This window comes from Bradyrhizobium sp. CCGUVB23, from assembly GCF_024199885.1.
Classification (GTDB): domain Bacteria; phylum Pseudomonadota; class Alphaproteobacteria; order Rhizobiales; family Xanthobacteraceae; genus Bradyrhizobium.
Map to the genome: position 1 here is coordinate 6,061,549 of NZ_JANADQ010000001.1, position 12,325 is coordinate 6,073,873.

At 63.2% G+C, this 12,325-nt stretch carries 12 protein-coding genes; 7 read left to right on the forward strand and 5 right to left on the reverse strand.

Annotated elements, in window-relative coordinates:
* Window positions 1-3 precede the first annotated feature (3 nt).
* From phaP to NLN62_RS27990, 6 genes are all read left to right on the forward strand, one after another.
* The gene (phaP, locus tag NLN62_RS27965) at window positions 4-417 is read left to right on the forward strand and encodes a TIGR01841 family phasin (RefSeq protein ID WP_027523227.1); all 414 of its coding nucleotides are present in this window, start codon (window positions 4-6) and stop codon (window positions 415-417) included.
* Window positions 418-509: 92 nt separating this feature from the next.
* Complete coding sequence (locus NLN62_RS27970; protein WP_254111010.1) at window positions 510-1,460, forward strand: alpha/beta fold hydrolase; 951 nt, start codon at window positions 510-512, stop codon at window positions 1,458-1,460.
* Entirely contained in the window at window positions 1,453-3,426 is a 1,974-nt protein-coding gene (acs, locus tag NLN62_RS27975) for an acetate--CoA ligase (protein ID WP_254111012.1), read from the forward strand. Before NLN62_RS27970 ends, acs begins: the two co-directional genes overlap by 8 nt.
* Before the next feature lie 27 nt (window positions 3,427-3,453).
* Window positions 3,454-4,086, forward strand: a complete 633-nt coding sequence (locus NLN62_RS27980; protein WP_254111020.1) for an adenylate kinase — start codon at window positions 3,454-3,456, stop codon at window positions 4,084-4,086.
* Window positions 4,087-4,735: 649 nt separating this feature from the next.
* On the forward strand, window positions 4,736-5,668 hold the full coding sequence (locus NLN62_RS27985; protein ID WP_027527164.1) for a dihydrodipicolinate synthase family protein: 933 nt from the start codon (window positions 4,736-4,738) through the stop codon (window positions 5,666-5,668).
* 152 nt (window positions 5,669-5,820) lie between these two features.
* Window positions 5,821-6,138 (forward strand): beta-propeller fold lactonase family protein, encoded by a 318-nt coding sequence (locus NLN62_RS27990; protein ID WP_198031912.1) that lies wholly within the window; start codon window positions 5,821-5,823, stop codon window positions 6,136-6,138.
* Between the two features lie 81 nt (window positions 6,139-6,219).
* Here the strand turns inward: NLN62_RS27990 and NLN62_RS27995 are convergent, their stop codons facing one another.
* Both NLN62_RS27995 and NLN62_RS28000 read right to left on the reverse strand, forming a co-directional pair.
* Window positions 6,220-7,389 carry a hypothetical protein gene (locus tag NLN62_RS27995; protein WP_254111021.1) on the reverse strand — a complete coding sequence of 390 codons (1,170 nt, stop codon included), beginning with the start codon at window positions 7,387-7,389 and terminating at the stop codon, window positions 6,220-6,222.
* A 150-nt stretch (window positions 7,390-7,539) separates the two neighbouring features.
* The gene (locus tag NLN62_RS28000; RefSeq protein ID WP_027527167.1) at window positions 7,540-7,884 is read right to left on the reverse strand and encodes a RidA family protein; all 345 of its coding nucleotides are present in this window, start codon (window positions 7,882-7,884) and stop codon (window positions 7,540-7,542) included.
* Between the two features lie 92 nt (window positions 7,885-7,976).
* Here NLN62_RS28000 and NLN62_RS28005 point away from each other — a divergent pair, with 92 nt between their 5' ends.
* Window positions 7,977-8,939 carry an amidohydrolase gene (locus tag NLN62_RS28005; RefSeq protein WP_254111023.1) on the forward strand — a complete coding sequence of 321 codons (963 nt, stop codon included), beginning with the start codon at window positions 7,977-7,979 and terminating at the stop codon, window positions 8,937-8,939.
* Here NLN62_RS28005 and NLN62_RS28010 read toward each other — a convergent pair.
* The 3 genes from NLN62_RS28010 to NLN62_RS28020 are packed head-to-tail and all read right to left on the reverse strand — an operon-like array spanning window position 8,886 to window position 12,321.
* Window positions 8,886-9,860, reverse strand: a complete 975-nt coding sequence (locus NLN62_RS28010; protein WP_254111025.1) for an ABC transporter permease — start codon at window positions 9,858-9,860, stop codon at window positions 8,886-8,888. The genes NLN62_RS28005 and NLN62_RS28010 overlap by 54 nt on opposite strands.
* Window positions 9,857-10,819, reverse strand: coding sequence for an ABC transporter permease (locus tag NLN62_RS28015; protein ID WP_254111027.1), 963 nt, complete (start codon window positions 10,817-10,819; stop codon window positions 9,857-9,859). Before NLN62_RS28015 ends, NLN62_RS28010 begins: the two co-directional genes overlap by 4 nt.
* Complete coding sequence (locus NLN62_RS28020) at window positions 10,816-12,321, reverse strand: sugar ABC transporter ATP-binding protein (RefSeq protein WP_254111029.1); 1,506 nt, start codon at window positions 12,319-12,321, stop codon at window positions 10,816-10,818. The genes NLN62_RS28015 and NLN62_RS28020 overlap by 4 nt, the downstream gene beginning before the upstream one ends.
* Between the last annotated feature and the right edge of the window lie 4 nt (window positions 12,322-12,325).

A 12,325-nucleotide genomic window follows, 5' to 3' on the forward strand; every position in this document is an offset into this window, starting at 1 on the left:
TGTATGACGACAGACGCCGACAAGATCGCCCAGGCCGTGAAAGAGCAGATGGAGAAACTCTCACAGACGTTCAAACTGCCCGATGTCGATGTTACGGCCTTGATTGAAAAGCAGCGAAACACGATCGATGCCCTTTCCAAGGCTGCCCAGCTATCGAACGAAACAGCGGCCGAGGTGTCGCGCCATCAGCTGGAGATTCTTCGGTCGGCATCGGAACACGTGACCTCGATGATGCGTGACATGAAGCTTTCCGGCGAGCAGGGGCGCGAGTTGGCGGCCAAGTCGTTCGAGGCGGCTCTAACCAGCGCTCGTGAGTTCGCCGAGATGACGGCGAAGTCCAACGCCGAAGTGTTCAACTTGATCAAACAGCGCATGACGGACAATTTCGAAGAGATGCGCAAGAATTGGAAATCGTAAAGGGAGGTCCTGACGAAGCGCAGATGTTGCTTACAGGTTGGCGGGGCAGTGCACGGCACGCGTTCGTGTCGTGGCTTGCCAGGAGAGGCAGGATGTTTGACGGATCGGAGGAGATGGCGTTGAGGGTTCGAGGGGACAGGCTGAAGCACCTTCAGCCTGATCGCGAGGACGTCGTGCAAGGCCTCTCGCCATCCGGCTTCCACCAGCTCGCCTACACCGATTGGGGCCCGCTCGACGACAAGCGGCCGATCATTTGCGTCCACGGGCTGACGCGGCAGGGGCGGGACTTCGACCATCTTGCGGAGCGGCTGGTCGCAGCCGGTCGGCGCGTGATCTGTCCGGACCTGCCGGGCCGCGGACGCAGCGGTTGGATCGGCAATCCCGACCACTATACGCTGCCGCAATACTGTGCCGATATGAACGCGTTGATCGCGCGTCTCGGTGTGTCCGAGGTGGATTGGGTCGGCACGTCGCTTGGCGGCTTGATCGGCATGATCATGGCCGGCTTCTCCGGCAGCATGGTACGCCGGCTCGTGATCAACGACATCGGCCCCTTCGTGTCTTCGACCGGGTTGCAACGGATCGGCCAGTACATCGGCAACATGCCGGCTCTGTTCAAGACGATCGAGGAGGCCGAGACGTATTTCCGAACGGTGCTGGCGCCTTACGGCAAGCTCGCGGATGAGCATTGGCGTCACCTGACCGAACATAGCGTTCGCTGGGATGACGGCCGGCAGCGCTATGCGCTGCTCTGCGATCCCGCTATCGCGAAGGGCTTCCGATTGCCATGGTTCGCGGCGTTGAACCTCTGGGACTATTGGGAGGCCATCAAGGTGCCCGTGCTGGTGCTACGCGGCAAACATTCGGACCTGCTGTCGTTCGATCTCGCGGCCGAGATGCGCAAGCGCAACCGGATGGCCAACGTCTTTCATTTTGACGATTGTGGACACGTCCCGCCATTGATGGCGTTCGAGCAGATCGACGTGGTGACGAAGTTTCTGCTCAGCAACACGATTTCCGGTTGGGGAGAGCGAAATGGATAGCAGCAAGCAGGGCGCATCGACCGGCGAGAAGATCTACGACGTGCCGGCAGAGTGGGCGAAGCGCGCCTGGGTCGACCAGGCCAAGTACAAGGACATGTACGCCCGCTCGATCTCGGACCCGAACGGCTTTTGGGCCGAGCAGGCCAAGCGCGTCAACTGGATGAAGGCGCCGACCAGAATCGAGAACGTCTCGTTCGCACCCGGCAACGTCTCCATCAAATGGTTCGAGGACGGCGTCCTCAACGTCGCCTGGAACTGCATCGACCGGCACCTCGCCAAGCGCGCCAACCAGACCGCGATCATCTGGGAGGGCGACGATCCCTCGCAGTCGAAGCACATCACCTACAAGGAGCTGCACGACGAGGTCTGCCGGATGGCCAACATCCTGCGCACCCGCAATGTCAAGAAAGGCGACCGCGTCACCATCTACCTGCCGATGATCCCCGAGGCCGCCTACGCGATGCTGGCCTGCGCGCGGATCGGCGCGATCCACTCGGTGGTGTTCGCCGGCTTCTCGCCCGACAGCCTCGCCCAGCGCATCAGCGACTGCAAATCCAAGGTGATCATCACCGCCGATGAAGGCCTGCGCGGCGGCAGGAAGGTGCCGCTGAAGGCCAATGTCGATGCGGCGCTCGCCAAGACCGAAGGCGTCGACTGGGTCGTCGTCGTCAAGCGCACCGGCGGCAAGGTCGACATGTCCCCGTCGCGTGACCTCTGGTACCACGACGCGGCCAAGATGGTGACGACGGACTGCCCGGCCGAGCACATGCATGCCGAGGATCCGCTGTTCATCCTCTACACCTCGGGCTCGACCGGCACGCCGAAGGGCGTGCTGCATACCTCGGGCGGCTATCTCGTCTATGCCGCGATGACGCACCAATACGTGTTCGACTATCACGACGGTGACGTCTACTGGTGCACCGCGGACGTCGGCTGGGTCACCGGCCACAGCTACATTCTGTACGGACCGCTGTGCAACGGCGCGACCACGCTGATGTTCGAAGGCGTGCCGAACTACCCCGATAATTCCAGGTTCTGGAACGTCATCGACAAGCACAAGGTCAACATCTTCTACACCGCGCCGACCGCGATCCGCGCCCTGATGCAGGGCGGCGACGAGCCGGTGAAGAAGGCCTCGCGCGCCTCGCTGCGCCTGCTCGGCTCGGTCGGCGAGCCGATCAATCCGGAAGCGTGGGAGTGGTATCACCGCGTCATCGGCGACGACCGCTGCCCGATCGTCGACACCTGGTGGCAGACCGAGACCGGCGGCATCCTGATCACGCCGCTGCCCGGCGCAACCAGGCTGAAGCCAGGCTCGGCGACGCTGCCGTTCTTCGGCGTGGTGCCGGAGATCGTCGATGCCGACGGCAAGGTGCTGGACGGCGAGACATCAGGCAATCTCTGCCTCACCCGCTCCTGGCCGGGCATGATGCGCACGGTCTATGGCGATCACGCCCGCTTCGAGCAGACCTACTTCTCGACCTACAAGGGCAAGTACTTTACCGGCGACGGCTGCCGGCGCGATGCCGACGGCTATTACTGGATCACCGGCCGCGTCGACGACGTCATCAACGTCTCCGGCCACCGCATGGGCACCGCCGAGGTCGAGAGCGCCTTGGTGGCGCATGAGAAGGTCTCGGAGGCCGCCGTGGTCGGCTTCCCGCACGACATCAAGGGCCAGGGCATCTACGCCTATGTCACCCTGATGGCCGGCGTCGAGCCGACCGAGGACCTGCGCAAGGAGCTCGTGACCTGGGTGCGCAAGGAGATCGGCCCGATCGCCTCGCCCGACCAGATCCAGTTCGCGCCCGGCCTGCCCAAGACGCGTTCCGGCAAGATCATGCGCCGCATCCTGCGCAAGATCGCCGAGGACGAGCCGGGCAGCCTGGGGGACACCTCGACGCTGGCCGATCCCGCCGTGGTCGACGACCTCGTCAAGAACCGCCAGAACCGCCGACAGGCGTGAAGCCGGTACGTCGGACACGATCGTGCGATGGAGGTGAGCATGAGAATCATTCTGTTGGGACCGCCTGGTGCGGGAAAGGGAACGCAGGCCGGCCGATTGGTCGAGAGGCTCGCTGTTCCCCATCTGTCGACCGGCGATATGTTACGCGCCGCGGTGCAAGCCGGGACGGACATCGGGAAGAAGGCGGCAGACATCATGGCGCGGGGCGAGCTGGTGCCAGATCAGCTTATCGTCGCGGTCGTCGTTGGACGCGTTTCGCAGGCCGACGCGCAGCGCGGCTTTGTCCTCGACGGGTTTCCTCGCACGATCGCTCAAGCCCAAGCATTCGACCAACATCTGCGCGGTATCAGCATTGAACTCGACCATGTGATCGAATTGAAGGTAGACGAAGCGGTCTTGCTGGATCGCATCATGACGCGCGCAAGCGAAGCGAGGCTAAGGGGAGAGGCGGTTCGCGCCGACGACAACAAGGAAGCGCTAAAGATCCGGCTTGATACCTATAACCAACAGACGGCGCCGTTGATCGAGTTTTACCGGTCGTTGAAGCTGCTGAGGAGCATCGATGGCCTCCAACCGGTCGATACCGTGACCAAAAGGCTATTCGAGGCGATCGGATCCAGCGCTTCTCAAGTGCACGTTAGCGCGGCCGGCAGCGCGTAGACGCCAGCTCATGGGTATGCGCCACAGCTCATTTTCGTATCTCACTTCGTGGGACTGCGGACGGCACGAACAGCCGGCGTGACTTGAGCTCAAAGAGCAACCGTGCGCAACATCGCCTCCAAAGAAGTATCGCGAGGAGGAGGCACACAATGCTTACGGCAGCATTCCTTGACTTGATCGACCGGGAGAGAACGTGATCGATCGCCCGTTCCGCGACGGGAGAAGCGCGCGGAATTCAACTTCCCTGCACTGACGACATCGCCGCTCCGCATTTCGAAACAACCGATCTCGGCGGGGCATGCGACGCATTCGAGCGCGGATTGGGCCGTGGTGCCTCGACGGGAGATGGTCTTTGCGGTGCGGGTACACCGCCAATCTTACCTCAGCGGCTTCCCACGGCTATGGCACCCGCCTCGAATTTGTCGGTGACGCGCTCTCAACCCAGCGTGTGAGCGCCGATGGCGCCGCGCGCGGGGTCGTATTTCTCGCTCGTCATCTCTCGTCCACTCGGACGTGACATAAGGACAAGGCACCTATCCAAGCGGAGTGATGCCGATTGCGCTGCTTAACGGCGTTCTGCCGTTGACCTTCCCCATCGACGCGCGCAACGTCGGCCTCTACGTGATTCCGCCATTTTAGGAGCTGGCTCGTGACCGCATCAATTCAAGGCATCATTCCCGTGATGCTGACACCCTTCACCGAAGCGGATGCCATCGACTTTCAGGGGCTCGAAAACCTCATTGAGTGGTACATAGCGAACGGCGCCGATGCGCTGTTCGCCGTGGCCCAGTCGAGCGAGATGCAGTTCCTGGGCCTCGAGGAGCGCGTTGAGCTGGCCCGTTTTGTCGCGCGAAAGGCAGCAGGCAGGCTGCCTGTCATCGCGTCCGGCCACATCAGCGAATCGCGCCAGGATCAGTTGACCGAGCTCACCTCGATCGCCGCCACCGGCGTCGACGGCCTGGTGTTGGTGACGAACCGTCTCGATCCAAAGCGCGAGGGCAGTGCCGCTTTCATGGATCACCTGCGGTGGTTGCTCGATCGCCTGCCGGCCGATCTGCCGCTCGGTCTTTACGAATGCCCCGCGCCGTTCCGCCGGCTCTTGTCCGACGACGAGCTGAGATTCTGCGCCGAGAGCGGACGGTTCGCGATTCTCAAGGACGTATCCTGTGATCTCGCCACCGTGCAACGCCGGGTGGCGCTGACGAAGAATTCAAAACTTGCCGTCGTGAACGCCAATGCGGCGATCGCCTTCGATGCGATGAAGGCCGGTTCGCGAGGCTTCACTGGTGTGTTCACGAACTTTCACCCGGACCTCTACAAGTGGCTCATGATACACCATTCCACCGAGCCGGCACTGGCGGACGATCTTTCCGTCTATCTCGCGCTCGCCGCGATGGCCGAGCCGATGGGCTATCCCAAGCTGGCGAAACTGTATCACCAGCGGCTCGGCACGTTCTCCTGCATCAGGAGCCGGGCTGTCGACTTCGACATCCATGAGCGCTTCTGGGCGCTCGACGCGCTGCTTGACAAGGTCATGCAGGGGCAGGCGAGCTTCCGCGCCAGGATTGCGGCGGCGTGCTGAGCATCGTCGCAGCCGCTGTCCGAAGGGAGCGCGAACGTGACCGTTGCAAACCTTGATCATGGCGGCAAGGCGGCTGTCGAAGGTGTTTTTCGAGTATATCGACGGCGCGGCCTTCAGCGAGGAGACCGGCAAAGGACGAAGCGAGACTGCCCGTGCAATTTGTCGGCCCGATCCACGTGCACCCAAATGGGCGGTTCGTTTATCTCGCCAACCGCTCGGACGGAACGGTCGAGTTCGCCGGCCGCAAGGTGCATGGAGACGGAGAGAATTCCGTTGCGGTCTTTTCGATCGATCCCGCAAGTGGCGAGCCGACGCTCATCCAGACGATCGATACGCAAACGTTCCATTGCAGAACATTCTCGATCCATCCAAGCGGCCGGATGCTTGTTACGGCAGCCGTGGTACCTCTCGACGTTCGCCAAGGCGACAATGTCCAGACCAGCCGGGTTGACCGTCTTTTCCGTTGGTGACGACGGCAAGCTGAGTTTTGTGCGAAAGTACGACGTTGAGGTCGGAAGCGACTGGATGTTCTGGTGCGGAATGGTGGCACTCTAGATCCGACCGATCCAGTCCAGCCGGGGCGCTGGGACGAGACCATAGTTGTAAAAGTTCAGCCCTTTGGCGCCTGCCTTCATGCAAGCGTCGGCCTGGCGTCTCAGGCCTTCGGCGCCGGTGACGTCATGCGGGAACACGCGGAGCCCGGCGCCAAGAAACTTTTCGTTCCCAAGCGCGGCTTTGCCTTGCGCCAAGGTCGCGGCACATTCATCCGGCGAACGTCCATAGACGCAAAGAATCGCCCCGTCGCAGACCTTGCCTATCGCCTCGAGATCGCAGCCTCCGAGCCAGCCGTTGGCAACATCAATCAAGACGACGCGAGTGTCCGCGTGCGCGCGTGCCTTCATTTCCGCGATGAGACTTGTCACCGGCTCCGTTCGCCAAAGCAGATACTCATAGAGCGCTGGAAATTGGCGGAAGCTGTCGAGACCGCTGCCGGGAAATTCCGGAAAGCGCGGTTGAGGGGTCTCGCGCTCGCACGCCTCGACGATCCATTGTGCGACCAGACGACGGGCGGCCTCGACATCGACGCCGGCTGCCCCGGCGCGGGCGCGACAGCTCTCGCAGAAGCAAAGCGACAAGAAAAAATCGTCCTCGGCCGTCAGGCCGACACCGTCTTTCTCGTGATGGAACTCATGGGCGAAGCCCATGAAGGACGGACTCTCGAGTTCGACCATGTCCGGGCGGTAGGCGTGAGTGACGTCCTCGACCAGGGCGCAGACATAGGCGCGCGCGTCGGGATTGGACGGGCAGAGACTATAATAGTTCGGATCGCCGAACGCATTGCGCGTCGTGACGCCTGGGTGAAGGAGACCAAGGCGCGTATTGTGCAGGCATACCGTCCAGCAACAGACTTTCAGGCCACCGGCGTCGCGACGACGCACGAGGTCACGCAAGACGTCCCCGCCTTGTGCGATGACCTCGGCAACCTTCGGTCGGACCGCCACCCCATCCCAACGCGACGGCGTCGGATGAAAGTAGATCGTTCCGTCTTCGGGAAAATAGGCCTTACGTACCGGGCTGCGCGGCTGAACGAAGCGGCCCGCATGGTAGGACGTCGCGAGACTCACGCTGTTCACGCCGGCGCGGTCGCGCAATTCGTCGATGACGCGATCGAAGCCAAGGTCCCGTATGTCCCAGGCGTAAGTCCACATTGAGCGATGCATCGGTGACCTTTCAGCGCCGAAGCGCTTTTTTGCAGAAATGGAGTTTGCGCGCGTCGGCACCGTCGACTGTCCGGGCTGAATGATCCTTCATCTTCGAGCCAGAATTGTCCGCTCTGCAATCTCGGGGACCGGAACAGGGCAAATCGCCACCTACAGCGCCGCGATGGCGGTTATCTCGATGCGCAGGTCGGGGTCGGCGAGCCGTGCCTCGACGCAGGCCCGAGCCGGCGGCTTCTCGGGATCGACCCAGGCGTCATAGACGCGGTTCATCACCTCGAAGTCGGTGATGTGCGGCAGGAAGACGTTCACCGCGACCAGTCTGGACTTGTTGGTTCCGGCTTCGGCGAGCAGAGCGTCGATCTTGGCGAGAACCTGGCGCGTTTGATCCGCGATGTCCGCCTTGCGATTGTCGGCGACCTGGCCGGCGATATGAACCGCGCCATTGTACGTCACCGCCTGCGCCATCCGTGGGCTGACCTTGTAGTGTTTCATCATTGCAGGCCCTTGCCATTGTGAGATCGAACGATTGGACGATATAGTCGAAGCAGGTGGCAGGCGGCGACGCCTTTCGTGGAGCCCGCGCGACATTGAGGTATGACGGCCCGATCATCGACGCGCATCATCACCTTTGGGACTTGAGCCTTGGTCGGCATCATTGGCTCGCGGTCAGAGCCGGTGAACGCGGCGGTCTCGGTGATCTTGCGTCGCTCAGGCGCGACTATCTGCCTGAGGACTATCGTCGCGATGCGGCGCGGCAAAACGTCGTGGGCAGCGTTCACGTGGAAGCCGGTTGGGCGAGCGATGACTGCCTCGGTGAGACGCGGTGGCTCGAAACGCTCGACAAGACGGACCGCGTTGCGGAGCGCTATGTCGTTCACGTTCCGCTGGCGAGCGCAAAAGCGCCGGCCTTGATCGAGGCGCAGGCACGCTTTTCGCGCGTGGTTGGCGTCCGCGATATCCTGAGTTGGAGCGAGGACCCCGCGCGCCGTTTCGCCGCTCGGGGCGATTGCATCGACGATCCGCAATGGCGATCCGGCCTTGCACGGCTGGAGGCTCACGCGCTTGCCTTCGATCTGATGGTCTTCCCCAATCAGCTTGCTCAGGCGGAAAGATTGGCGCGGGACTTTCCGAACCAGCTTTTCGTTCTCAACCATTGCGGCAGCCCGATCGACCGCGATCCCGACGGGATGTCGCGTTGGCGAAAGGCTCTCGCGAGCCTGGGCCGCGCGCCCAATGTATCGATCAAGATCTCCGATCTCGTGGCCTATGATCATCACTGGACGCTCGAAAGTCTGGCCGAAGTGGTGCTCCACTGCCTCGAATGTTTCGGCGTGGCACGGGCGATGTTCGCCAGCGATTTCCCGGTGGCGGGGCTCCACGCGTCGTTCGATGAGGTGTACGACGCCTTCAAGGCCATCGCCTCCCAGCTTTCTGCCGATGAGCAGAGGGCCCTGTTCTTTGCCAATGCGGCGCGTCTCTATCGGTTCGACGACCTCTCATCTTCGCCGCGACTCTCGCCCCGAGACCAGGAGCAGGGCGAGGATGAGTGATCCGAAGAGAATGCTTCGCCACCCCGGCGAGGCATTGACCACCGTGATGAGTGCTGTGATCGTCACGAGAAGAACGGCGCCGGGAATGGAGCCGGCATATGTGCCCGAACCACCGAGGATCGACGTGCCACCGAGCACGACCGCTGCGATTGACGAAAGAAGGTAGGGATCGCCGATCCCGACGTGACCCTGCCCGTTCATGCCGAGGAGGAGAAGACCCGTCATCCCGGCGGTCAGGCCACTGATCGCGTAAACAGCGACGGTCGTCGATCGAACATTGACGCCGGAGAGGGTGGCTGCAAGCGAATTAGCGCCGAGCGCGAAGACGCGCGCGCCGAATGGCGTCGCGTGTAGCGCGATGAGCGAAAGGGTCGACGCGACGGCCCAAACGAGGACGCCGGCAGGGACGCCGGTCGGCCGCGCGGAGCCGAGCCACTCCAGCAATGGACTCTGCGCTGAAACTGCGCTGCCGCCGGCAAGCAGGATCAAAAGACCCTGCAGAAAGGTCGCCATGGCCAGGGTCATGATCATGGGATGGGCGCGCAAGAGAGCGACGCCGATTCCGTTGAGGGCCCCGATCACGGTCGCAGCGGCCAGGGTTATGAGAGCTGCAAACGCACCACTCTCGTCGCCGGCAAATGAGACGAGAGGCACGCCGACGGCGCTGACCGTGATGATGGCGCCGACCGAAAGGTCGATGCCGCCTGCAATGACGACGAACGTCTGCCCAATAGCGGCAAGACCGACGACGGCGCCAAGCTCGACGAGATAGCGGAGATGGCCAAAGGCCCCGAAACCTGGCTTTGCGAAGGACGCGGCGATCCATAGGGCGGCGACGATCAGAACCGTCAGGAAAGGCCGGCTCATCAGCAGCGTGCGCCGTTGGAACTTTGGAAAGCGTACCGTCTCTGTCGATCTCATGGCGAACTCCTGCGCGCCGTAAATTCCGGCAGCGCGACGGCGCCGACGATGATCAGGCCTTGCGCGATGTAATGCGCGACCGGCGGGAAGCCGAGGAAATACATCACGTTGATCATGACGCTGAGGAGGAGGCTGCCGGCAACCGCGCCGCGCATCGCTCCGCGGCCGCCGAGAAAGCCCACGCCGCCGAGAACTGCCGCGGCAATCGAGTTGAGCGTGAATGCTTCGCCGATCACCGGATCGCCCGAGCCCGTTTGTGCGGCGACGAAGAGGCCCGCGCAGGTCGAAAGCAGCCCGCTGATGGCATAGGCAGCGATCCGTGCCGAGTCGACGGGCACGCCGGCGCGGTACGCGGCGACGGAATTTTCTCCGGCCGCGTAGAGGCTAAGGCCAAGGGGCGTGGCGAGATAGAGTTTCCAGAGGACGACGGCGAGGATGACGAGCAGTGCCGCCACAGGCGTCTCGCCGGCAAGCGAATCCGACAACCATGCGGGGATCGCGCCGCCCGGTCTTGGCAGGATCAGCAGGGCGGCGCCGCCAACTATGAATGAGGCAGCGAGCGTGACGACGATGGCGGGCAGGCCAAGACGCACGACGACTATTCCGCAAGCCGCGCCGGTGACGAGACCTGCGACCATCACCAAAGCCGCGCCACCGGCGACGCCGAGCGGGCCGGCCATCGTGGTCGCAGCGATGACCGCGCCCAGACTGACCATCGCGCCGATCGCCAGGCTGACGCCGCCGGCAAGCATGAGTATTGCTTGCGCCATCGAGACCAGCACGAGCGGCAGCCAGCTCTGCGAGAATTTCGCGACGCCGCTCACGCTGATGAGGCCGGGGAAGAGATAGGCGTAAAGGGCCAGAAACGCCGCTACGACGGTCAAAAGGCCTTTGACGCCTCGGTTGCGCTGTCGTTGCGCCGGCCAATACAGCCGCGGTGCACTTCCGGCCGCGCTCATGCTGCCGTCCTCATGAGGTCTGCGCCCATCGAGGCGGCCACGATGGCCTCTTCGCTCAGGGCCTCGCGTTCGATGGTGGCGACGATCCGCCCCTCGCGCATCACGGCGACGCGGTCGCAAAGATGAACGAGTTCGGGCGTATCGGAGCTTGAAAGCACGATCGCCTTGCCTTCGCCGGCGAGACGGCGCAGAAGCGCGTAGATTTCGCGCTTTGTTTCGACGTCAACGCCGCGCGTCGGATCGTTCAGCAACAGAACTTGCGGCTCGGCCGGCGTCCATTTCGCCAGCGCCACTTTCTGCTGGTTGCCACCGGACAACGCCTGCACTTGCCGCGTGAGATCGCCCTTGATCGTGAAGCGGTCGGCGAGCGCGCCGGCGAGCGCACGCTCTTTCGTTCGGTCGCGCAACGACAGCCCAAATGCGCGCGCGAAGCTTGGCAGCATGAGGTTCCAGCCGATGTTGTGAATGAGATGAAGGCCTTCGCGTTTGCGATCAGCCGGCACATAGGCAAGTCCCAGCGCGTTGGCCTTGCGAACCGACGAGGGAAGCTTCGCTCTGCCGTTGAACTCTGCGGTCCGCGCGGAGGCGGGCAGGGCGCCATAGAGACTGAGGAGCAAATCCTCTTGTCCTTGCCCGACCAATCCGCCGACGCCGAGAACCTCGCCGCGCCGGATCGAAATATCGATGTTGCGCAAGACGCCGGCGGAAAGACCCGAGACCGACACGATCGGATCCCGGTCGGTGGTCGGTGTCCAGGCGGGGAAGAGGTGGCCTGTGTCGCGGCCGACCATCAGTCGCACCAGATCCGCGGCCTCGACGCCCTCAATCGACCGGTCCGCGGTGACGACGCCGTCCTTGAGGACGGTGACGTGCTGGCACACCCGCATGATTTCGTTGAGTCGATGCGATATATAGAGAATGGCGACGTTCTTTGCGCAAAGGCGGTCGAGCAGGCTCGTCAGCGTCTCGACCTCGTGTGCGGACAAGGACGATGTCGGCTCATCGAGAATGAGAACGCGCGGCTCTCGAAACAAAGCCTTGGCGATCTCGACCATCTGGCGCCGGCCGAGCGGCAGGTCGCCAACCGGGGTCGCCAAATCCTCGTCGAGCCCGACGAGGTCCATCGCCGCCCGCGCGCGCCGGGCGAGGCAGCGATAGTCGATCAATCCATAGCGGCGCGGCAGTGCGCCAAGGCCGATGTTCTCGGCGATGGAGAGCTGGCTGGTGAGGCCGAGCTCCTGTTGCACTACTGCGACGCCCGCGCGATGCGCGTCGCGGGGATTGAGCCCGCGAAACGAGCGGCCGTCGATTTCCACGACGCCCTCGTCGGGGAGCAGAGCCCCCGACAGGATGTTGATCAGCGTCGACTTGCCCGCTCCGTTCTCGCCGAGCAGCGCGTGAATCCGGCCCGGATGAAGCGCGATGGACACGTCGCGCAGCACGGGATTTCCGAAGAACGACTTCGACACACCGCGTGCGGCAAGGGTCGGAGCAGGCGTCATCTTC